The sequence below is a fragment of the Cupriavidus yeoncheonensis genome, assembly GCF_905397275.1.
Lineage (GTDB): Bacteria > Pseudomonadota > Gammaproteobacteria > Burkholderiales > Burkholderiaceae > Cupriavidus > Cupriavidus yeoncheonensis.
The window spans coordinates 339,251-361,502 of the sequence record NZ_CAJPUY010000004.1 but is presented as its reverse complement, the minus strand read 5'-3'; the positions used below and the strand labels follow the sequence as shown (position 1 = coordinate 361,502).

At 69.2% G+C, this 22,252-nt stretch carries 19 protein-coding genes; 9 read left to right on the top strand and 10 right to left on the bottom strand.

The features are described 5' to 3' along the window. Nucleotides 1–219 precede the first annotated feature (219 nt). From KHO22_RS07875 to fahA, 3 genes are all read left to right on the top strand, one after another. The gene (locus KHO22_RS07875) at nt 220–1,917 is read left to right on the top strand and encodes an FAD-dependent oxidoreductase (protein WP_268914528.1); all 1,698 of its coding nucleotides are present in this window, start codon (nt 220–222) and stop codon (nt 1,915–1,917) included. A gap of 57 nt (nt 1,918–1,974) precedes the next feature. Beyond that, nucleotides 1,975–3,294, top strand: a complete 1,320-nt coding sequence (gene hmgA / locus KHO22_RS07870; RefSeq protein ID WP_211946535.1) for a homogentisate 1,2-dioxygenase — start codon at nt 1,975–1,977, stop codon at nt 3,292–3,294. Between the two features lie 82 nt (nt 3,295–3,376). Beyond that, nucleotides 3,377–4,645 carry a fumarylacetoacetase gene (gene fahA, locus KHO22_RS07865; protein WP_211946534.1) on the top strand — a complete coding sequence of 423 codons (1,269 nt, stop codon included), beginning with the start codon at nt 3,377–3,379 and terminating at the stop codon, nt 4,643–4,645. A gap of 6 nt (nt 4,646–4,651) precedes the next feature. On the opposite strand, the gene KHO22_RS07860 is transcribed toward fahA, so the two are convergent. The 9 genes from KHO22_RS07860 to KHO22_RS07820 form a co-directional block, all read right to left on the bottom strand. Further along, on the bottom strand, nt 4,652–5,047 hold the full coding sequence (locus tag KHO22_RS07860) for an ApeP family dehydratase (protein WP_230426784.1): 396 nt from the start codon (nt 5,045–5,047) through the stop codon (nt 4,652–4,654). A 67-nt stretch (nt 5,048–5,114) separates the two neighbouring features. Further along, nucleotides 5,115–5,942, bottom strand: a complete 828-nt coding sequence (locus KHO22_RS07855) for a beta-ketoacyl synthase chain length factor (RefSeq protein WP_211946532.1) — start codon at nt 5,940–5,942, stop codon at nt 5,115–5,117. Then, entirely contained in the window at nt 5,939–7,138 is a 1,200-nt protein-coding gene (locus tag KHO22_RS07850) for a beta-ketoacyl-[acyl-carrier-protein] synthase family protein (RefSeq protein ID WP_211946531.1), read from the bottom strand. The genes KHO22_RS07855 and KHO22_RS07850 overlap by 4 nt, the downstream gene beginning before the upstream one ends. Before the next feature lie 40 nt (nt 7,139–7,178). Then, nucleotides 7,179–8,048, bottom strand: coding sequence for a polysaccharide deacetylase family protein (locus KHO22_RS07845; protein WP_211946530.1), 870 nt, complete (start codon nt 8,046–8,048; stop codon nt 7,179–7,181). Continuing rightward, nucleotides 8,045–10,504, bottom strand: a complete 2,460-nt coding sequence (locus KHO22_RS07840) for an MMPL family transporter (RefSeq protein WP_211946529.1) — start codon at nt 10,502–10,504, stop codon at nt 8,045–8,047. The genes KHO22_RS07845 and KHO22_RS07840 overlap by 4 nt, the downstream gene beginning before the upstream one ends. Further along, nucleotides 10,501–11,106: a LolA-related protein gene (locus tag KHO22_RS07835; RefSeq protein ID WP_211946528.1), complete on the bottom strand. Its 606-nt coding sequence runs from the start codon at nt 11,104–11,106 to the stop codon at nt 10,501–10,503. Before KHO22_RS07835 ends, KHO22_RS07840 begins: the two co-directional genes overlap by 4 nt. A 3-nt stretch (nt 11,107–11,109) precedes the next feature. Continuing rightward, a complete protein-coding gene (locus tag KHO22_RS07830; RefSeq protein WP_211946527.1) occupies nt 11,110–12,081 on the bottom strand; it encodes an LpxL/LpxP family acyltransferase in 972 nt (323 codons plus the stop codon). Beyond that, nucleotides 12,075–13,790, bottom strand: a complete 1,716-nt coding sequence (locus KHO22_RS07825; protein ID WP_211946526.1) for an AMP-binding protein — start codon at nt 13,788–13,790, stop codon at nt 12,075–12,077. The genes KHO22_RS07830 and KHO22_RS07825 overlap by 7 nt, the downstream gene beginning before the upstream one ends. A gap of 13 nt (nt 13,791–13,803) precedes the next feature. Further along, entirely contained in the window at nt 13,804–14,523 is a 720-nt protein-coding gene (locus KHO22_RS07820) for a COG4648 family protein (RefSeq protein ID WP_211946525.1), read from the bottom strand. Nucleotides 14,524–14,776: 253 nt separating this feature from the next. Between KHO22_RS07820 and KHO22_RS07815 the strand changes: the two genes are divergently transcribed. From KHO22_RS07815 to KHO22_RS07795, 5 genes are all read left to right on the top strand, one after another. Then, nucleotides 14,777–15,037 carry a phosphopantetheine-binding protein gene (locus KHO22_RS07815; protein WP_230426772.1) on the top strand — a complete coding sequence of 87 codons (261 nt, stop codon included), beginning with the start codon at nt 14,777–14,779 and terminating at the stop codon, nt 15,035–15,037. Nucleotides 15,038–15,094: 57 nt separating this feature from the next. Beyond that, nucleotides 15,095–15,844 carry a 3-oxoacyl-ACP reductase FabG gene (gene fabG / locus KHO22_RS07810; protein WP_211946524.1) on the top strand — a complete coding sequence of 250 codons (750 nt, stop codon included), beginning with the start codon at nt 15,095–15,097 and terminating at the stop codon, nt 15,842–15,844. A 15-nt stretch (nt 15,845–15,859) separates the two neighbouring features. Next, nucleotides 15,860–16,660 carry a glycosyltransferase family 2 protein gene (locus KHO22_RS07805; RefSeq protein ID WP_211946523.1) on the top strand — a complete coding sequence of 267 codons (801 nt, stop codon included), beginning with the start codon at nt 15,860–15,862 and terminating at the stop codon, nt 16,658–16,660. A gap of 128 nt (nt 16,661–16,788) precedes the next feature. Next, nucleotides 16,789–17,292 (top strand): cupin domain-containing protein, encoded by a 504-nt coding sequence (locus KHO22_RS07800; protein ID WP_211946522.1) that lies wholly within the window; start codon nt 16,789–16,791, stop codon nt 17,290–17,292. 275 nt (nt 17,293–17,567) lie between these two features. Next, nucleotides 17,568–18,944, top strand: coding sequence for an MFS transporter (locus tag KHO22_RS07795; RefSeq protein WP_211946521.1), 1,377 nt, complete (start codon nt 17,568–17,570; stop codon nt 18,942–18,944). Nucleotides 18,945–18,953: 9 nt separating this feature from the next. Here KHO22_RS07795 and KHO22_RS07790 read toward each other — a convergent pair whose 3' ends face one another. Further along, entirely contained in the window at nt 18,954–20,381 is a 1,428-nt protein-coding gene (locus KHO22_RS07790; protein ID WP_211946576.1) for an aminotransferase-like domain-containing protein, read from the bottom strand. Between the two features lie 275 nt (nt 20,382–20,656). On the opposite strand from KHO22_RS07790, the gene KHO22_RS07785 reads away from it, so the two are divergent. After that, nucleotides 20,657–22,249, top strand: a complete 1,593-nt coding sequence (locus KHO22_RS07785; RefSeq protein ID WP_211946520.1) for a cbb3-type cytochrome c oxidase subunit I — start codon at nt 20,657–20,659, stop codon at nt 22,247–22,249. Nucleotides 22,250–22,252 lie beyond the last annotated feature (3 nt).

Here is a 22,252-nt window from a genome sequence, read left to right as displayed (position 1 = left end):
ACAGCAGCCCTCGCCACGCCCCAAAACCCCCGCATCCCCAATTTCCCCACTAGAACATCATTGAGGCCACGCCATCGTCAATGGTTTGACACGCCTGCGTCCGACGATTACGATATGGTAAATGCATTACGCATTCCGTAATTACCCCTGAGGAGCCCAATAAGGACAAAGCTCCCAGGCCCGCGGCACAGCCGGATACCGGCGTGACATGGAGACACCGTGGACACCAGCTCCCAGCCCCGTACCTTCGCGTACCAGCCATGCGCCGAGCAGCGCATGCCGCTGGAGGGCGGCGGTCAGCCCGCGTCGCATCCCGTTGCAATCGTGGGTGCGGGGCCGGTCGGGCTGGCCACGGCGATCGACCTCGCGCAGCGCGGCATACCGGTGGTTTTGCTTGACGACGACTGCACGCTGGCCAGCGGCTCGCGCGCGATCTGCTTTTCCAAGCGCACGCTCGATATCCTGGACCGCCTGGATTGCGGCGAAGGCATTGCCGCCAAGGGCGTCAGCTGGCACGTGGGCAAGGTGTTCTTCGACGCGTCGCTCGTGTACCAGTTCGACCTGCTGCCGGAAAGCGGCCACCGCCGTCCAGCCTTCGTCAATCTCCAGCAGTACTACCTGGAAGGCTTCCTGGTCGATCGCGCCGCCGAACTGCCGGCAATAGACCTGCGCTGGCGGCACCGCGTCAGCGGCGTGGAGCAGGACCGGGATGGCGTCTGCCTGACCGTCGAGACGCCGGACGGCAGCTACAGTTTGCGCGCGCGCTACGTGGTGGCCGCCGACGGCGCGCACAGCACCGTGCGGGCGCTGATGGGACTCGAAAGCAAGGGCCGCGTCTTCCGCGACCGCTTCCTGATTGCCGACGTGAAGATGTCGGCGCCATTCCCGGCCGAACGCTGGTTCTGGTTCAATCCGCCATTCAACCGCGGCCAGTCGGCGCTGCTGCACCGCCAGGCCGATAACGTCTGGCGTATCGATTTCCAGCTTGGCTGGGACGCGGACCCCGACACCGAGAAGCAGCCGGAGCGCGTCATGCCGCGCATCCGCGCGATGCTCGGCGACGATGTCGATGTCACGCTGGAGTGGGTCAGCGTCTACACCTTCTGCTGCCAGCGGATGGACGCATTCCGCCACGGCCGCGTGCTGTTTGCCGGCGATGCCGCGCACCGGGTGTCGCCGTTCGGCGCGCGCGGCGCCAACAGCGGCGTGCAGGACGCGGAGAACCTGGCCTGGAAGCTGGCCCTGGTCCTGCAAGGCCGCGCCCCGGACGCGCTGCTCGACACCTACGCCAGCGAACGCGAGGCCGCGGCCGACGAGAACATCCGCCATTCCACGCGTTCGACGGATTTCATCACGCCCAAGAGCGCGGTGAGCCGCACGTTCCGCGATGCCGTCCTGCGGCTGGCCCGCCATCATGCGTTCGCGCGGCAACTGGTCAACAGCGGCCGGCTGTCGCAGCCATCGGTGCTGGACGGCTCGCCGCTCAATACGCCGGATGCCGACAGCTTTGCCGGCGCCATGGTGCCCGGCACTGCCTGTGCCGATGCGCCAGTCACCACCGGTACGCCCGCCCATGCGGGCTGGCTGCTTGGCGAAATGGGCGCGGGCTTCACGCTGATGGTGTTCGGCAACGGGCAGGGCGTTTCGCTGGATGCGCTTGCCGCCGCGCCCGTGCCATTGGCTGTGCTGTGCGTCGTCGCTCCCGGAGCGCACTGCGCGGTACCGCCCGGCGTGCATGCCGTGACCGACACCGAAGGCCTGGCCGCGCGTCGCTATGACGCCCGCCCGGGCACCTGTTACCTGCTGCGCCCCGACCAGCACGTCTGTGCGCGCTGGCGCAGTTTTTCCGCGGATGCCGTGCTCCGCGCCATGCAACAGGCGATCTGTACGCCGACCGTTCACCAGGCCACGGCCTAGCACGGCATGCCTCCCGATTCCGCCAGGAAACTCCCGACCACCGACGCTGATCCGACCATGAACCTCACGCACACCCAGCTGGCCGAACACGGCTACATGTCCGGCTTTGCCAACGAATTCGCCACCGAAGCGCTGCCCGGCGCACTGCCCGTGGGCCAGAACTCGCCGCAACGCGCGCCGTATGGCCTCTATGCCGAGCAGCTGTCCGGTACGGCCTTCACGGCACCGCGCGCCCATAACCGCCGTTCGTGGCTGTATCGCATCCGTCCGGGCGCGGTGCACAAGCCGTTCACGATGGTGGAGCAGTCGCGCTTCCTGAGCCGCTTCGACGAAATCCCGGCATCGCCGAACCAGATGCGCTGGAGCCCGCCAGCCATGCCGGCCACGCCGACGGATTTCATCGATGGCATCGTCACCATGGCCGGCAACGGCGGCCCGGAAGCCATGACCGGCTGCGGCATCCACCTGTACCTGGCCAACCGGTCGATGCAGGACCGCTTCTTCTACAACGCCGACGGCGAAATGCTGGTCGTGCCGCAAGAGGGCCGCGTGCGATTCGTGACGGAAATGGGCCGGCTCGATGTCGAGCCGCAGGAGATCGTGGTGATTCCGCGCGGCGTGCGTTTCCGCGTGGAGTTGCTGGACGGCGAGGCGCGCGGCTATATCTGCGAGAACTACGGTGCGCTGTTCAAGCTGCCCGACCTGGGCGTGATCGGCTCCAACGGCCTGGCCAACCCGCGCGACTTCATGACGCCGGTGGCCGCGTATGAGGACCGCGAAGGCGATTTCGAACTGGTGGCCAAGTTCCAGGGCAATCTGTGGCGCGCCGATATCGGCCACTCGCCGCTGGACGTGGTGGCGTGGCACGGCAACTTCGCGCCATACAAGTACGACCTGCGCCGCTTCAACACCATCGGCTCGATCAGCTTCGATCACCCGGACCCGTCGATCTTCCTGGTGCTGCAGTCGCCGTCGGACACGCCGGGCGTGGACACCATCGATTTCGTCATCTTCGGGCCGCGCTGGCTGGCGATGGAAAACTCGTTCCGCCCGCCCTGGTTCCACCGCAATATCGCCAGCGAGTTCATGGGCCTGATCACCGGCGTGTACGACGCCAAGGCCGATGGCTTCGCTCCGGGCGGCGCCAGCCTCCACAACTGCATGAGCGGCCACGGCCCCGATGCGGAGACGTTTGCCAAGGCCACCTCGGCCGATACGTCCGCCCCGCATCACATCACCGACACCATGGCGTTCATGTTCGAGACGCCGGGCGTGATCCGGCCCACGCCTTATGCGGCCAGCTCGGCATCGCTGCAGCAGGACTACTACACCTGCTGGCAAGGGCTGAAAAAGCATTTCAACCCGAACGAGCGCTGAGCACACAGCAGGCGCCACATATCCAAAAGAAGCAAACGGCGCGCGGCAGTCCGCGCGCCACAGACAATTTCCGGAGTCCCTCATGACCGCCCCGACCACCAGCTGGATTGAATCCGCCAACGACGGCAAGACCCATTTCCCCCTGCAGAACCTGCCGTACGGCATCTTTTCCGTGAAGGGCCAGCCCGCGCGCGTTGGCGTGGCAATCGGCAACGCCGTGCTGGACCTCGCCGCGCTCGACGACGCGGGCCTGCTGTCCGCGGCGGCCAAGGGCAGCTTTGCCGCCGCCAGCCTGAACCGCTTCATCGCGCTGGGCAAGCCGGTGTGGTCGGAGACCCGCCAGCGCCTGACGGCACTGCTGTCGGGCGCGGACGCCGCGCTGCGCGACAACGCCGCACTGCGCGATCGCGCTCTCGTGCTGATGGACCAGGTCACGCTGCACCTGCCGGTCGAGATTCCGGGCTACACCGATTTCTATTCGTCGAAAGAGCACGCCACCAACGTCGGCCGCATGTTCCGCGACCCCGAAAACGCGCTGCTGCCGAACTGGCTGGAAATCCCCATCGGCTATAACGGCCGCGCCAGCTCCGTGGTGGTAAGCGGTACCGACCTGCGCCGTCCGAACGGCCAGATCAAGCTGCCGAACGAGGCGCGTCCAACCTTCGGCCCGTGCCGCAAGCTGGACTTCGAACTCGAGGTCGGCTTCATCGTCGGCAAGGAATCCGCGCTCGGCGAGCCGGTCAGCACCGCCGATGCGCCGGACCACATGTTCGGCATGGTGCTGCTGAACGACTGGAGCGCGCGCGATATCCAGCAGTGGGAATACGTGCCGCTCGGCCCTTTCAATTCGAAGACCTTCGGTACGTCGATCTCGCCGTGGGTGGTGACCATGGAGGCGCTGGAGCCGTTCCGCCGCGACAATCCGGCGCAGTCGCCGGAGCCGCTGTCGTACCTGCAGCAGCACAGCAAGAACGCCTATGACATCGCGCTGGAAGTGGCGCTGCGCCCGCAAGGCGCTGCTGCCCCGAGCACGATCTGCCGCACCAACTTCAAGGCGATGTACTGGACCATGGCGCAGCAGCTCGCGCACCACACGGTGTCGGGCTGCAATGTGCGCGTGGGCGACCTGATGGGCTCGGGCACGATCAGCGGCACTACGCCGGATTCCTATGGCAGCCTGCTGGAACTGACGCGCAATGGCGCCGAGCCGCTGAAGCTTGCCGACGGCAGCAGCCGCGCGTTCCTCGAGGACGGCGACGAGATCGTGATGACCGGGTTTGCCGAGGGCAACGGCTTTGTCGTGGGCTTCGGCGAGGTATCGGGCAAGATCCTGCCGGCACCCAGGCCGTAAGCCGGTTCAGGCGGCGCCGGGCAGCGCCACGTCGAGAATGACCGCCGCCCGGCCGGCAAGCAGCCGCTTGTCGCCGCCGCTGACTTCGAACGTATAGAGCACGTTGGTGCCTTCGCCACTGACGCGATGCGCTTCGATGGTCAGCGGCCCGTCGATATCGTCGAGCCGTTCGACGTCGAGCACCAGCTTGCGCACGCTGGCCAGGTAGCCCGTGCGCGGACGCTGCGCGCCTTGCTGCAGCACCGCGCCATGCACGGCCATTGCCTGCGCCGCGTATTCCACGCCGCACACGGCGGCCAGCCGGCCATGCGTGCGCAGCGGGTTGTCGGCGCTGCGGTGGCTCGTGGCCTCGCAGCGGATGAAGTCCGCATCCCAGTCGAGCACGCTGTCGAGCAGGCACATGCTGCCCTGGTGAGGAATCCGGGCAGCGATCCAGGCCTGGTTCAGCGGCGTATGCGGGGCCGGCACGCTATCCGCCAGTCCCGGGCCGCGCGGACGGCTGCACCGCCACCTGAAGCTGCAGGTCGTCCAGATAGTCGATCACGACCGTGCTGGCCGACTGCATGGCAATGGCGTGCAGCAACGGCAGCGCGCGCGCGGTCGGTACCGAGCGGCGCAGGCTCTCCAGTGCGGCGTCGTCCATCGGCGTGACCGGCGCGTGCGCCAATCCCACTTCGATCCGTGCCAGAGATCGGTCCGACGCTTGCGGCGACAACAGCAGCGCCACGCCGAATGGCGCGGCAATGGGCCGCAGCGTGCGCAGCGGTTCCGGGTAATCGGAGTCGTAGGCGATCAGCAGGCACGGCTCCTGGTCGGCCGACACCTGGGCGGCCGCTTCCAGCAGGCCGGCGGCGAAGCTTGCATCCAGCGCGCTCAGCACATTGGCCGGTCGCATGGCGCGCGTGGCAATCGACCAGTACCCGGCCGCGACGTTGTGCACCGAGTTGTGGAAGCGCGTGGGCGACATCAGCGGTTCGGGCTGCGCGAGGGCTTCGCAGATCGCGTGGAAGTTGTGACCGTCCGCACTCGACGACGTAATTACCGTTGGCAGGTCCGCCGCGTCCATGCCGCCAGCGTCCACGGCCTGTTGCCCGATGCCAAGCGCCAGCCTGACGGCCGTGCCGCTGCGGCGCCGCTCGGCGGGTGGCAGGATGGCCGGGGGCGCCAGTTCGGTCGGCGCGGGCCGGTAGGGCTGCCTGCCGGCGAGCACGTCGCCGGCCTGGGTCCAGTTGCCGAGCCCCGGGCCCAGCACGCCGATGCCTTCGATAAAGGAGAAAAGCGGTGCGCCCATGGTCATTGCCCGCCAGTGGCGCGCCCGAGCAGCAGGCTGCAGTTCGAACCGCCGAAGCCGAACGCGTTGCTCAGCACATGGCGCAGCGGCTGATCGCGGCTGGCGAGGCGATAGTCGACCGTCAGCGCCGGATCCACCTGCGTGGTGTTGATGCCGCCCGGCAGCAGCCCGTGACGCAGCGCCAGCGCGCAGATCACCGCTTCCAGCGCGCCCGCGGCGCCGAGCGTATGTCCGGTGGCGCCCTTGGTGGAGCTGCACGGCGTACCCGGCAACAGCGCGTGGATCGCGCGCGCCTCGGCGGTGTCATTGGCACGCGTGGCGGTGCCGTGCAGGTTCACGTAGCCGACCTGTGCCGGCGCGACGCCGGCGCTGGCCAGCGCCTGCTCCATGGCCATGCGCGCGCCCAGCCCCTCCGGGTGCGGCGAGGACATATGGTGCGCGTCGCTCGACTCCCCGATGCCCAGCAGCAGGATGGCGCCTTCGGGTGCCGGCTCCGGTGCGCGTTCGACCAGCACGAACGCCGCGGCTTCCCCGATCGAGATGCCGTTGCGGTCGGCGTCAAAGGGCCGGCACGGCTGGTCCGAGAGCAATTCCAGCGAGCCGAAGCCATACAGCGTGGTGTGGCACAGCGAATCCACGCCGCCCACCACGGCGGCGTCGATCAGGCCGGCTTCCATCAGCCGGCGCGCCGACGCAAACACCTTGGCGCCCGACGAGCATGCCGACGACACCGCGGCGGCCGGACCTTTCAGCCCGAAGTACGCGCGCACGAAGCCCGGCAGCGAATACGGACTGTGGGTGCCGGCATAGCTGAATCCTGCAGGCAGTGCGCCGGTCTGCGGGTCGCGCTGGCGGTAGGCAAGCTCGGTCTGCAGCACGCCGGCCGTACTGGTGCCGAGGAACACCCCGATCCGGTCCGCGCCATACCGCGCCACGGCCTCCCTGACACGATCGGCGAAGGCATCCTGTTCCAGCGCGAGCAGCGCCAGGCGATTATTGCGGCATTCGAAGCCCGCGAGCGCCGGGGGAAGGGCGACGTCATCCACGCCCGGTACCTCTCCGATCCAGGTATCCAGGCGGACGTCTGCGAACCGGCATGGCGCCAGGCCGCCGCGCTGTTCGCGCAGGGCGCTCAGCGTGTCGTCAAGCCCGGTGCCGATGCAACTGGTGGCGGTGAAGTGGGAGAGATGGAGCGGCGACACTGGGTGCGTGTGTGGGGGGCGCGGGGGTGAAGTCATTGTATCAAGCCGTGCGCGGCGCCTCTGCCGCCATGCCGGCGGGCAGCGTCACGCACTGCAGGCCGGCATCGGCAATGGACGTCAGCAGCCCGGGCAGCACTGTCGTGCAGTGCGGCCTGCCTGCAGGGTCGACCCCGCTGTTGCCGTCATGCAGCAGCAGGATATCGCCAGCGGCCAGGTTATGCGCGAGGCGCTGCACGACGCGGGCCGCGCGGTCCCCGTTGCGCGTGTCGAAGCCGCGCCGGGTCCATGCCGCCAGCTGCAGGCCCTCCGTGCACAGGATCGGTTCAAGGAACGGGTTGCGCAGGCCGGCCGACGCGCGGAAATAGCGCGGCGGTTGCCCGGTGATGTCTCCAAGCAGGTGCTGGGCGTCGCGGATTTCCCGGCGCATGCGCCAGGGCCCGAAGATCGAGAAGTCCAGCCGGTGATGCATGCTGTGGTTTTCCACCGTGTGGCCCCTGCGCGCAATCTCGCGCACCAGGCCCGGGTAGCGCGCCGCGCGTTCGCCGATGCAGAAGAACGTGGCCCGCGCGCCGTGACGGTCGAGCACGTCGAGCACGCGTGGCGTGAGTTCCGGATGGGGGCCGTCGTCGAATGTCAGCACCACGCTATTGCCTGCCGCGCGCGGCAGCCGCAGCACGTTCGGGCCCAGCCAGGTGCTGCGTGGCCACAGTCCCACGGCTGCCAGCGCCGCGTGCGTGGCGCCGACGCCTGCCGCGGCCCATGGCAGCGTGGACGGGTTGGCCAGCACGGCCACGGCAGCGCCGGCGTGCACCACGCCCGCGCCGCACAGCAGCATGCCCGGACGCCAGTGGCGCGTGGTGGCCTGGGTCTGGCCGTGTGCCGGGGCGGGCAGGGGTGTCGCGGGTTTCATCTCGGACGTCTTCCGGTTACGTCTTCCGGTTGCCCGGCCTTGGCGCGGCTGCCGCCCGCCGGCGCACGCGCCAGGATGGCAGAGAAGCACAGCGCCAGTACCGCCCCCGGCCCCACCGTCAGCCCGAATGCCTTGAGCAGCGGCAGGTCCGACCAGGCCAGCAGGCCGAAGGCCGCCACGGTGGTCAGGTTGGCCAGCAGCAGCGATACCAGTGTATGCGCCGAAATGGCCGTTGCCGGCCCCGTACTGGCCGCGCCGTTGAAGAACAGCGCGTAGTTCGATCCGACCGCCACCAGAAGCAGCAGGCCCACCAGGTGCAGCAGGTTGAGCGGCTGCCCCAGCGCGGCAAGCCCGCCCATGACAGCCAGCGCCGCCGCGGCAAGCGGAAGTACGGTCGCCAGCACGCGGCGGGGCGAACGCAGCGCCACCGACAACAGCACGAGGATGGCGAGCACGCCACCCAGGGACAGGTGCAGCGCCTCGCGCATATAGCCGCCGTAGAGCTGGTCCGACTCGCGCTTGAGGTCGACGAAGAGCGCGTGGCTGGCACCGGCGCGATCCAGCGCCGCGCGAACCGGCTGGCTGTCCAGCACATCGGTGGCCCTGGCCGTTGCCGGCGCGCGCAGGGGCAGGGTGGCGTTCCAGTGGTCGCCGCGCTGCGTGAGCAGGGCGTCGATGGCCAGCGCCATCGAAGTGCCCTTCAGGTCCTCGCGCTGCAGCGGCGCAGCCGTGCGGGCCTGACCGGCCTCGGCCAGGAACGGGGCGAACAATTCCGGGCGCACCGGTTGCTGCGCGACCGCCGCTTGCAGGCGCCGCGCCAGTTCGTCGGGCGCCGGCAGGCTGGCCTGGCGCGCGCGCTGCGTGGCGGCGCTGGGCAGATAGCGCGCCGGGCTTTCGTAGCCGCCGATGACGCCGGACGCGACCAGCGGGTCGAGCTGCCGCGCCACGCGCTCGGCACCCTCCAGCACGGACTCCTGGTCCGGGCCGGACAGCACCACCAGGTAGCGCACATCCGGCGCGCCAAGATCCGCGCGCAGCGAGGCATCGAGCGCCTGTTCCGCCGCCGGTACGGGGCTCAGCGCCGACAGCTCGCGTCCCCACAGGGTGTCGTGGCGGGCCCACAGCACGGCACAGGCGGCAATGGCCACCACCGCGACCAGCCAGCGCAGGCGGCCGGCGCGGGCCAGCAGCGCGGCCAGGCGCGTGCCGAGCGGCGTGACGTCGCGCAGGTGCAGGGTGGCCGGAACCAGGTGCGGCAGCACGAAGCGCGTCACCAGCGCGGCCGTGGCCAGGCCGGCGATCGAGTACAGGCCCAGTTGCGCCAGCCCGGGAAACCCCGACAGCAGCAGCGAGGCAAAGCCGCACACCGAGGTCAGCACGCCGAGCCGCACGGTTGGCCAGAAGCCGGCAATCCACGCGCGGTTGTCGCGCTGCCCGCCACGCGTGTACTGCGCCGACTGGACGAACAGGTAGATGGAGTAGTCCACGGCTTCGCCGATCAGCGTGGTGCCGAAGCCAAGCGTCAGCCCGTGCACCGTGCCGCCGAAGCCAAGGCTGACCGCCGCCACCCCGGCCAGGGCGCCGGACAGCACCGGGACCAGCCCGAGCACCAGCAGCGGCACCGACCGGTACACCACCAGCAAGAGCGTGACGATGATGGCGATGCCGATGGCCGACAGCCGCTCCACGTCATGCCGGATGGTGTCGCGCGCCTTGACCGAGAACACGCCGGGCCCCGTCATCACGAGACGGTACGGACCGGCCCTGGCCGCGACGGCGAAGGCCTCGCGGATGGCGTCAATGGCCCTGGCCTGGCCGTCGGTATCGGAACCGGCGCTGGCCGTCTGCGCGAGCAGCACGGCACGCCGGCCATCGCGCGAGACCCAGGCGCCGGCATGCATCGGCACGCGCTGCCGGGCGTCGAGCTGCGACATCACCGACATCACCTCGCCAGTGGGGTCGCGCGGCAGCAGCGACTTGGTGAAGAGCCCGGCGGGGGACGCCAGCAGGTCGAAGGTGTCCGCGACGGCCGCCGTGAGCCCCTGCTGCGAGAACCGTTCGGGCGTGACCGAAGGGCTCAGCAGGTAGCGGTGGTTGTAGAGATAGCGCTGGTCGGCCGCCTGGTTGACCGGCTCGCCGTTGCTGATGGCGGAGAAGCCTGCATCCTTGCGCAGCTGCGCGGCCATGGCGCGCGAGACCGCTGCGCGCCCGTCCGCATCGCCGCCTTCCACGCCGACCAGGATCAGGCGCGAGACCAGCCCTTCGCGCAACTGGTCCACCAGCAACTGCTGTTCGGCGCTCGGCATGCGCGGCAGGAAGGCCGACAGGTCCGCGGTAAAACTCGTGCGCGTGACGACCGCCGCGCAGGCCAGCAGCCACGCCAGCCAGAGCACCACGGCCAGGCGCGCGGCCGGCAGGGCGGTTGGACGCGGCCCGCCGCGCGGCGCGAACATCATGGCCTGGCGGGGCGGATCTTCATGACCGAGCGGTCGCCGTCGGCCTGGCGGATTTCCACGCTGTCCAGCGCGTCATGGGCGCCGTCGATGCGCACCTGGCTGATGATGGCGGCCATGCGCGAATCGGCCGGCGTGAGCGTCAGCGTCCAGCGGCTGGCGCGGCCTTCCACGCCCAGCTTGTAGTAGCGCTCCAGCGCGGTGCGGTTGCCCGCGAGCGTGCCGCGGATGCTCTCGATGAACGCGGCGATCTCGGGGTAGTTCTGCAGCGGCAGGGTGAAGCGCTTGCCGCCGCGTTCCACGGTCATCATGTCGCCGTCGAGCACCAGGTTTTCGGGCTTGGGCGCGACGGTGCGTTTCTCCAGGTGGTCCGGCGCGACGAAGACGAGTTCGCCGCTCGATTCCACCGGGCGCTCCAGGATGGCCAGGTACTTCTTCTCGGTGAACTGCACGCGGCCGGACTTGCGCTGCGCGAGCGCGGACATGAGCTGGTCGACGCCCCAGGCGGCCGGGCCGCTGTCAGCGGCCAGCGCCCGGCCGGTCATGGCGGGCAACAGCGCAACGCCCAGCACCAGGGCTGGCAGGATCAGGCGGATTCGGCGCATGGGTCAGGGCTCGTTGCCGGGGGGCGGCTGCTCGGACAGCGGCGGGCCGGCGTGCCAGAAATCGTAGAAGTTGAACCAGTTGTAGGGGGCGCTGCGGCAGAACTGTTCGAGCAGCGCCACGTAGCGCTGCAGCGCACCCTGTACCTCGGCCTCGCGGCGCCCGCGCGCGACCTGCGAGAAATCGGCCAGCCGCACGAAGTGCACATCATAGCGATTGCCGCCGCGATACAGCCCCGTGATGAAGAACACCGGCCGGCGCAGCATCGCCGCCATGCGCAGCGGTCCGGTCGGGAAACCCGTGGGCGCGCCGAGGAAATCGCACTGCTGGATCGGGTCGGTGGCGCGCTGCGACAGCGTGCGGTCGGCCAGCATGCCGATCATGTAGCCGCGGTCGAGGTAGTCGCGCACCTTGAGCATGGCATCGACCTTGCCGAGCGTGATCATGTCGCGCCGCATGGCCGGGTTGATCGACTGCAGCACGTCGTTGAGCTTGTGGGCGTTCTCTTCGTACATGGTGATCGCGACCCGCATGTCCGGATGCTGGCGGCCCATCGCGCGGGCCACCTCGAAGCTGCCCAGGTGCGCACCGAGCAGGAACGCGCCTTGCCCGCGCGCCATGGCCTCCTCGAGCTGCTCCTGGCCGTGCAGGCGGATATCGAACAGGTCGAACCGTCCGTTGAGCAGGTAGATGCGGTCGTGGATCGTCGACGCGAACGTGAAGACATGGCGGAAGCCGTCGATCCAGCCGGCCTCGCGGCCGAGCGCGCGGTCCATGTAGGCGCGCGACGCATGGCGTGCCGCCGGCGAGCACAGCGTGAAATAGGCCGCGATCAGCCGCAGCACCACGCGTCCGGCGGGACGGCCGAGCGCCAGCGAGATCCACGTCATGATGCGCATCAGCGTGACGTTGCTGCGTTCCTGCCGGCCGGACCAGTTCGCGTCCAGCGGCTGTGCCTTGCGGAGCCAGGTCAGCATGGCGATGCCTCCTGGCGGCCCGGGGCCGGCCGCATGGTCAGCGTGCCGCTGGCCACGTCGCGCCCGCCCGCGCTCAGCCTGAAGCGGATCGAGGCCAGGGCCGCGCCGGTATCCTCGTCCTGCAACTGGTGATCGACCTCGACCCGTTCACCGGGCCGGACCGGACTGAGGAACTTGACCGTGCCGACCTGGCTGACCGCCACCGGGCGCCCGAGCGCCGCGCCGATCTGCAGGATGGCATGGTCCAGCAGCACCACGCCGGGCACCACGGGGTTGCCCGGGAAATGGCCGGCCAATGCCGGGTGCCCGGCGTCGATCACAAAGCCCGGCGCATGGCGTTGCGCAAGCCGGGCCGCGACCAGCGGCGCCAGCGCTTCGCGCGGCAGCTTGCCCGCGGCGTTGCGCGGCAGTTGCCCGACCAGGCACAGCGGGCGGGGCAGGAAGGCGGCGTCGATGCGCCCGCGCAGCGCCTGCAGGATATGTGCGGCCGTCACGCCGGGGGCCACGGCCAGCGCCACCAGGCGCACCACGCGGCCGGCGGCCTCGTCTTCGTGCACGTCGTCGGGCAGGAAGAAGGTGCCGTCCTGCACGCCGTCAATGCTGGTGAGCTGCTGGTTCAGGTAGGCGAGCGAGGTGCGCTTGCCGGCGATCTTGATCATGTCGGCCTTGCGGCCATGGAGCCGGAAACGCGCGGCGTCGATCGGCCCGATGGCATCGCCGAGCGCGACCGGCTGGTCGATGTGGCCGCCCATGGCCCAGGTCACCGTCGCGGCGCCGGCGGAAGGTTCGGGGCGATGATCGAGCGTGATGCCGGGCAGCAGCGTCCATTCCTCTGTTGCGGCCGTTGCGCGCGTGGCGAGTGCGCCGGTCTCGGTGCTGCCATAGATCTCCGTCACGGGTGCCGCCAGGCCGGTCTGTGCCTGCCGCGCCAATGCACGGCCCAGCGGGGCCGTGGCGGAGAGCACCAGGTCGGCCGGGGGGAGCTCGCTGCCAGCCTGCAGCAGCGCGCGCAGGTGCACCGGCGAGGTCACCAGCGCGCGTGGCCGCGGAACCGCTTGCAGGGCGGCGCGGATATCGGCCGGATAGAAGGCCGTGGCGCAGGCCAGTGCCGCGCCGCCTTGCAGCGCCAGCATGACGGTCGCTTCCAGGCCGAACATGTGCTGCGGCGGCAGCGTACCGACCAGGGTCCACGCGCGGCCGTCGAGCAGCCCGAGGCGCTGCGCCGTGGCGCGCGCGCCGCGTACCATCGCGCCCCAGGTCTTGGCATGCGCGACGGGCTGGCCGGTCGAGCCCGACGTGAATACGTGGGCCATCAGCCGGTCGGCAGGGACCTCCGGTATGGTCGGCTGCGCGGCGGGCGTCGTGGGATTTTCCCCGCCGGCATAGAAGAAGCGCGGCAGATCCACATTGCAATCCGCCTCGTCATGCAGGCAGTAGAGATCAGGCGCAAAGGCCGCCAGCTGCCGCACCATGTCCGGGGTCTGCGACGGCGGCAGCAGGCTCACCTTGCCGCACAGCAGCGCGGCGCAGAGGCCGACCGCGAAGCGGTAGCGGTCCGTGCAGGCGTTGAAGACATGCTGAGCGGCAGGCAGTCGCGCAGCCAGTGCGTTGACGTCGGCAAGGAACCGGCTGGCCGTGATGGCCTGCCCGCCTTGCCAGGCGACGACGCTGTCCGGCGTCGGGTGCGAGAGTAGCGGGAACGTGGTCATGGGCAACCCGCGTTCAGTGCGACGTGCCGGCACGGCTGGCGCGCTCAGTCATGACGGCCCGATAACCGCGCACGGCACCGCGCACGGCATCGAGCACGCCGGTGTGCTTCGCCGCCGGCAGGACGGCGCGGCGGCAGGCGGCTTCGGCCACGAACATCGCTGCGATCAGCACGGGCGTGCCGAGATTGGCGAAGGTCGACCAGGCGGGCATCGGCGCGAGCGCGAACAGGACCAGCGATACCGCCGCCGTCAGCGCGAAGAACAGGGTCCAGGCCTGCGTGACACGCCGTGTGTAGTGCCGCATCTCCGGCGTCAGCGGCCCATGCACTGCCGCCGCGAACTCCGTGCACAGCGGCGTGCCCTGGCGCAGCGTGCGGCCGAACATGGCGGCCAGCGCCGCGTTCGCGCCAAAGTGCTGAAGGAAGTAAGTCCAGCCGAAATGTGCGGCCAGTGGAAGGCGGCCCAGCCACAGCGCGGCGCCACAGGCGGCCAGCAGGAGCAGCCAGGGCAGGCGCGCGGCAGACCGCCACGCGGCGGCCAGTGCAATCAGCACGAACGGCGCCAGGCCCAGCATCAGCGCGCCAACTTGGCCGCCCGGCGTGTGCGCCGCGTGATGGAGAGCCGACTCGTAGGCGAGGAAGCCCACGGGCGCGGCGATCCAGCCGGCGCGCTGTAGCAGCGGCGTTGCGTCGGGAGACGTGGCAACGGAGTGGGGAAGCTGGCTCGAAGACATTGAATGGTTATTGTGGTGCAAAATACTCTTTTCCTGCCACCGAACCGGCACATGGGGCGATTTGCGGCGCGCCAGGACGGCAAGGCGAACGTTTTATACCTTAAAAGACCCGGCCGGCGCAGCGATGTTTCAGCAAAGTGGCTCCAATGTTGTTACTAAACTTCTCGCAGGTAGTGCGATGTGCCGCGCTTTGGTAGCATCGCCTCGCCATCTTCCGGCGCCTCTTGTGGCGGGGAAGAAGACCATGACAACCATGAACGAACTCCAAACGGAACTCGCCAGCCTGATCATTGGCGAACTCGATATTGCGGACCTGAAACTGGAAGACGTCAGCGCCGATACGCCGCTGTACGGCGAAGGCTTCGGGCTGGATTCCATCGATATCCTCGAAATCGCGCTTCTGGTGTCCCGCAAGTACGGGGTCGAATTGCGCTCGGACAATCCCGACAACAAGACGATCTTCGCCTCGCTGGGCAGCCTCGCCGACTATGTCGCGGCCAACCGCACGCGCTGAGCGCGGCGCGGGCCGCAGCACGGCGCGTCCGTAATCCGGCAGACACGGGAGCAGCATATGGCGCAGCAGGGCACGCCGCAGGTCACGCGCAGGCTGGCGCTCGTCACCGGCGCGAGCGGCGCCATCGGCAGCGCCATCAGCCACGCGCTGGCGGGTGCCGGACATGAGGTCTGGGTGCACGCCAACCGCAACCTGGCCCAGGCGGAAGCCGTGGCGGCCGCCATCCGCGCCGCGGGCGGTGCCGCCACCGCCATCGCCTTCGACGTGACCGACGCCGACGCCACCGAAGCGGCGTTGCAGGGCATCCTCGCCCACGGCACGGTCCAGATCCTCGTCAACAACGCCGGCATCCACGACGATGCGCCGCTGCTCGGCATGAGCCGCGAGCAGTGGCGCCGCGTGATCGATGTCTCGCTGCACGGCTTTTTCCACGTTACCCAGCCCCTGCTGATGCCCATGATGCGCACGCGCTGGGGCCGCATCATCAATATGGCCTCGGTGGCGGGCGTGATGGGCAACCGCGGGCAGGCCAACTATGCCGCGGCCAAGGCCGGCCTGATCGGCGCCACGCGATCGCTGGCGATCGAGATGGCGTCGCGCGGCGTGACGGTCAATGCCGTGGCGCCGGGCGTGATCGAATCTCCCATGACGGAGCTGGCGTTTCCCGCCGAGCGTATCCGCCAGCTTGTGCCGGCGGGCCGCGCAGGCACGCCCGAAGACGTGGCGGGCATGGTGGCCTACCTCGCTTCCGATGCCGCAGCCTATGTGACCGGCCAGGTGCTGTCGGTCAATGGCGGCATGGCCTGAACCGAGCGCGCCGCCATGGCCGTGCAGCCGTCCCCGACCCATCTGGTGCTGATCCCCAGCTACAACCCCGGCGCCATGCTGCAGGGGACGCTGCGCGCCGCCCGCGAGGCGTGGTGCCCGGTCTGGGTGGTGGTGGATGGCAGCACCGACGACAGCGTGGCGTGGCTTCAGGAGCAGGCCGCCAACGATTCCGGCCTGCGCGTGCTGGTCCTGCCCGAGAACCAGGGCAAGGGTGCCGCGGTGCTGCGCGGCATCGAGGCCGCCGCCGCGGAGGGCTTCACCCATGTGCTGGTGATGGACTCGGACGGCCAGCATCCGGCGCACCTGATCGGGCAGTTCATGGCGGTGTCGATGCGCGAGCCCGGCGCGATGGTGCTCGGACGGCCGGTATTCGACGCCAGCGCTCCGGTCGAGCGCGTCTACTGGCGCCGCCTGTCCAATCTCTGGACGGACATGGAGACGCTGTGGGCCGGCGTCGGCGACTCGCTGTACGGGTTCCGCGTCTACCCGATTGCACCGCTGCGCGCCGTGATGCGCGAAAGCCGCTGGATGCGCCGCTTCGACTTCGACCCGGAAGTCGCCGTGCGCCTGTGCTGGCGTGGCGTGCGGCCGGTCAACCTCGACGCGCCGGTACGCTACTTCGATCCACGCGCGGGCGGGGTATCCCATTTCCGCTACCTGCGCGACAACCTGCTGCTGGCGTGGATGCACCTGCGGCTGACGGCGGGCTGCCTGGTGCGCCTGCCGTGGCTGGTCTGGCGACGCCTGCATGCGCCGGCGGGCGGCAACTCGCATCCGCCGAACCGGGCCGCCTGACGAGGCTGGCAGGACGAGGCTGGCCGGACGATTGCCGGGCTCCGTGCGGCATCGTGCTTCTGCACTACGATGGTCTCAGGCACCGCCCGGAGCTTGCGATGCGGTGCCGAAGCAATAAGGAGAAGACCATGAATGCGCATTCTTCCGGGCACCGGGCGCGGCTGGCATGGCTGGCGGCCGCGACGCTCGTGCCTTTGCTGGCAGCCGGGCCGGCCAGTGCCCAGGAGCCGGCCGCGGCCGGCATGGAGATGATCAATCCCGCTGCGTTGAAATGGGCTGACGCGCCACCCTCGCTGCCCAAGGGGGCGAAGCTTGCCGTGCTCTACGGCGACCCGGGCAAGGACGCACCGTTCGTCATCCGGCTCAAGATGCCGGCCGGATACAAGGTGGCACCCCACTGGCACACCCAGGCCGAGAACCTGACGGTGATCTCGGGAGCGCTCTACCTCGGCGCCGGAGACAAGATGGACATGGGCCACGCCCATGCCCTGAAGACCGGCGGCTTCCACTACCTGCCGGCCAAGGCGCATCACTACGCTTTCAGCAAGACCGAGACGGTCGTGCAGATCCACGGCACCGGCCCGCTGGACATCAACTACCTCAACCCGAAAGACGATCCTTCCGGCAAGTGATACCCGCCCCGGCCGGCAGCCAGTTGCCGGCCGGGTATGGCCATACGGCCCCATGTATACCCTGATTGAACGGGCTTCAGCGCAGCCACCCTGCAAGTCGCGCCAGTCTGTGGGCGCCTTTGCGGGCAATACCCTCAAGGTATTCCGGAAATACCCATTCGGTGTTGGACTGCCGGCTTGCCGCACTCCTATCCTCCACGCCAGAAGACGTGCCGCCGGCAACGTCGCGATCCCGACGCAAGAAGCGGGACCTTTGGACGACAAGGAGACAGGTAGTGAGAAAAATCGACGTATATGCGGTGGCGGACGGCGCCACCTTCAACCGCTTTCATGCCGGCGTGCTGTTCTGGTGCGCGCTGATCATCATTTTCGATGGCTATGACCTGGCGGTCGCCGGCATTGCCCTGCCAGCCATCATGAAGGACATGGGCGTGTCGGCCACGCACGCCGGCTTCATGGTCAGCTCGGCGCTGTTCGGCATGATGTTCGGCGCCATCTTCCTGGGCACGATCGCCGACCGCATCGGCCGGCGCAAGGCCATTGCCATCTGCATTCTCTTGTTCAGCGTGTTCACCGCGGCGTCGGGCCTGACCCATGATCCGATGGTGTTCGCCGCAAGCCGCTTCCTGGCCGGCCTGGGCATTGGCGGCGTCATGCCCAACGTGGTGGCGCAGATGACCGAGTACTCGCCGCGCCGCATCCGCGGCACGCTGGTGACGCTGATGTTCAGCGGCTACTCCGTCGGCGGCATGCTGGCCGCGCTGCTCGGCAAGCAGCTGCTGGAACAGTATGGCTGGCAGTCCGTCTTCCTGGCGGCCGGCGCGCCAGCCGTGCTGGTGCCGCTGATTCTCGGCAAGCTGCCCGACTCCATGCCCTTCCTGCTGCGCACCGGTCAGCACGACGCGGTGCGCAAGATCCTGCGCGCGATCGACCCGGCGCGCCCCTGCCGTGACGACGACCACCTGGTCCTGCCGGACGCCAGCACGGGCGGCAAGGCCGCCGTGGCCGAGCTGTTCCGCGAAGGGCGGGGCTTCAGCACGCTGATGTTCTGGCTGGCCTTCTTCATGTGCCTGTTCATGGTCTACGCGCTCAGCTCGTGGCTGACCAAGCTGATGGCGTCGGCCGGCTACAGCCTGGGCTCGGCGCTGACGTTCGTGCTGGTGCTGAACATCGGCGGCATGCTGGGGGCCATCGGCGGCGGCTGGCTGGCCGACCGCTTCAGCATCAAGTACGTGCTGATGGGCATGTATGCGCTGGCCGCGGTGTCGATCGCGCTGCTCGGCTACAAGGTGCCCACGCCGGTGCTGTTCGTGCTGGTGGGCCTGGCCGGTGCCTCGACCATCGGCACGCAGATCGTCACCTATGCCTATGCGGGGCAGTTCTACCCGGTGGCCGCGCGCTCGACGGGCATCGGCTGGGCCTCGGGCGTGGGTCGGGCCGGCGCCATCCTTGCGCCGATCGTGATCGGCGTGCTGGTCGGCATGGCCTTGCCGCTGGAGCAGAATTTCCTGGCGATCGCGGTACCCGCCGTGGTGGCCGTGCTGGCGGTGGGCGGCATCGACCACCGGCGCGCGGCGGCGGCGGGCGCGTCCGCGCCGGAGCAGGCAGAACTGGCGCCGAAGGCCTACGCCACTTCCCGCGCCGAGGGCTGATCCCGACGGCTACGGCCGCGCGCCGGCCACGGCGCCGGCCAGCCGGCCCAGCGTGGCCAGCGCGGTCTCGGCGCGCTTGTCCCACTCATGCCCGTAGTTGAGCCGCATGCAGTTGCGGAAGCCGGGCCGCGCCGAAAAGATCGGCCCCGGCGCAATGCTGATGCCGTGCGACAGCGCGAGCTGGTGCAGCGCCAGCGTGTCGGTGCCTTCGGGCAGTTCGATCCACAGGAAATAGCCGCCCGCCGGGCGCGTGGCGCGCGTGCCGGGCGGGAAGTGGCGCGCCACGGCCTGCGCCACGGCGTCCTGCCGCAGCATGAGCGCATGCCGCAGCTGGCGCAGGTGGCGGTCATAGCCACCTTTTTCCAGGTAGGCGGCAATGGCGGCCTGCGCGGGCGCGGAGCCGGCCAGCGTGGTGGTCAGCTTGAGCCGTGCGACGTCGCGCGCGAAGCGGCCCGGCGCGGCCCAGCCCACGCGGTAGCCCGGTGCCAGGCACTTGGAAAACGACGCGCAGTGCATGACCAGGCCGGCCTTGTCGAAGGCCTTGGCCGGCGTAGGGCGGCGCGTGCCGAAGTAGAGCTCGCCATAGACATCGTCTTCGATCAGCGGAACCTCGTAGCGCGCCAGCAGCTCCACCAGCGCCTGCTTCTTGGCGTCGGGCATCAGCGAGCCGAGCGGGTTCTGGAAATTGGTCATCAGCCAGCACGCCTTGGGGCGGTGGCGCTGCAGGGCCTGCTCCAGCGCGCCGAGATCAATGCCCTCGCGCGGATGCGTGGGCACTTCGATCGCGGACAGGCCGCAGCGCTCCAGCGCCTGCAGCGCCGCGTAGAACGTGGGGCTTTCGATCACCACCGCATCGCCGGGACGCGTGACGGCCATCAGGCACAGGTTCAGCGCTTCCAGCGCGCCGTTGGTGACGACGATCTCGTCGGCCTGCACGGTCAGGCCGTCGGCCAGGTAGCGCAGCGCGATCTGGCGGCGCAGGCTCGCATTGCCGGGCGTCAGGTCATCCACGCTGCTCCACGGGTCGAGCTTCTGCACCGTCGCGGCCATGGTCTTGGCCAGCCGTTGCAGCGGGAACAGCAGGGGACTCGGAAAGGCCGAGCCGAACGGCACCACGTCGCGCCGCATGGTCGATTCGAGCACCTTGAAGACCAGTTCGCTGACATCGATCGGACCGGATACCTCGGCCGGCGCCGACGGCGTTTCCGCTTCCGGCGCCAGCTGGCGCGAGCCCGTGGCGACGTAATACCCGGAACGCTCGCGCGCCCGGATCAGGCCGCGCGCCTCGAGCAGGTAATAGGCCTGGAACACGGTCGACTGGCTCACGCCGCGGCCCGCGCTCGCCTGGCGGACCGACGGCAGGCGGTCGCCCAGGCGCAGCACGCCGGCATGGATCGACTGGGCGATGTCCTCCGCCAGTTCTTCATAGCGTGTCATCTGTCGCGCGGTGCCTGTCATCTGATCTCGTCCTTTTCGCCCTTTCATCAACTGTAATGGATGCAGGGGATCGGTACCAGACCGGTCTTGTCTGCCAGCCTGTTCTTGGCGTGTGAAGTACGAGCTGCGACAAAAGGTAGCACCCACGGAAACGCTGCTCCGGTCGTTTCCTCCCTTTCTGCTTCTGTTGCACCGGAGAGGGCGCGTCTAGCATTGGCCGGCCAATTCCCGGGAGACGGACCGCACCGGCCCGCTCCCGTATCGCCCCCAATGCCATGGATCCCACCAGCCTGCTGCTGCTTACCTTCCTGCTGTCGATCGGCGGCCTGTTCGCCTTTATCTGGTCCCTGAGGAAAGGGCTGTTCGACCTGGAGTCGAGCGGCGCCCGGACCATCTTTGCCAGCGGCGAGGTGGGCCGGCCCGAAGATCCCTCGGGGTCCGGCGCGACCACGGCGCCCGACGCAGACCTTGCCGAGGAGCTCGCCGCGCGCGCCCGGGCCGACCGTTCCAGCGCCATGCCGGCGCTGATGCTGCTGAGCTGTGCCGTGGTCTGGCTGGTGGTCGCGTCCGCCGCGGGGCTGGTCAGTTCGCTCAAGCTGCACCTGCCCGACTTCCTGGTCACGCAGGCGTGGCAGTCGTTCGGCCGCATGCGCGTGCTGCACCTGAACGCGGTGGCCTATGGCTGGGCGCCGATGGGCCTGCTGGGCCTGGCGATCTGGATGATGCCGCGTCTCTTGCGCACGCCGCTGAGCGGCGGCCGCTTCGCGCTGGCCGGCACGCTGATCTGGAACGCGGGGCTCGTGGCCGGGCTGGGCGCGATTGCCAGCGGCATCAATGCCGGCATGGAATGGCTGGAGATCCCTTGGCAGATCGGGCTGCTGTTCGCGGCGGGCGGCATGCTGATCGGCGTGCCGCTGGTGCTGATGCTGCAGCGGCGCCAGGTGCATCATCTCTACGTGTCGGTGTGGTACATGGGAGCGGCGCTGTTCTGGTTTCCGGTGCTCTACATCGTCGCCAAGGTGCCGGGCGTGCATTTCGGCGTGGAGCAGGCCACCATGAACTGGTGGTTCGGCCACAACGTGCTCGGGCTGTTCTACACGCCGCTGTCGATTGCCGCGGTGTACTACTTCCTGCCCAAGGTCATCGGCAAGCCGGTGCAGTCGTACAACCTGTCGCTGCTGGGCTTCTGGACGCTGGCGTTCTTCTACGGACAGGTCGGCGCGCACCACCTGATCGGCGGACCCATACCCGGCTGGCTGATCACGCTTTCCATCGTTCAGAGCGTGATGATGATCATCCCGGTGGTCGCGTTCTCGGTGAACCAGCACCTGACGCTCAAGGGCCATTTCGGCGTGCTGAAGCATTCGCCGACGCTGCGCTTCGTGGTGCTGGGCGCCATCATGTACACGCTGGCCTCGGTGCAGGGCTCGTTCGAGGCGCTGCGCTCGCTCAACGCCATCACGCACTTCACGCATTTCACCGTGGCGCACGCGCACCTGGGCATGTATGGCTTCGTGTCGATGGTGATCTTCGGCGGCATCTACTTCGCCATGCCGCGCATCGTCGATGCGCCGTGGCCGAAGCCGGCGCTGATTTCCGCGCACTTCTGGCTGGTCGCGGGCGGGTTTGCGATCTACCTCGTGACGCTGACGATCGGCGGCGTGCTGCAAGGGCTGGCGCTGCTTGACCCGGCCCGGCCATTCATGGAGTCGGTCGCGGTGACCTTGCCCTGGCTGCAGGGACGCTCGATCGGCGGCGCGCTGATGACACTCGGCCACCTGGTGTTCGCCTGCCACTTCGCGCTGATGGCGTTCCGCCCGGCCACGCTGCGGCAGGGCGACCGCGTGGTTTCCGAATCCCTGGCCTGACTG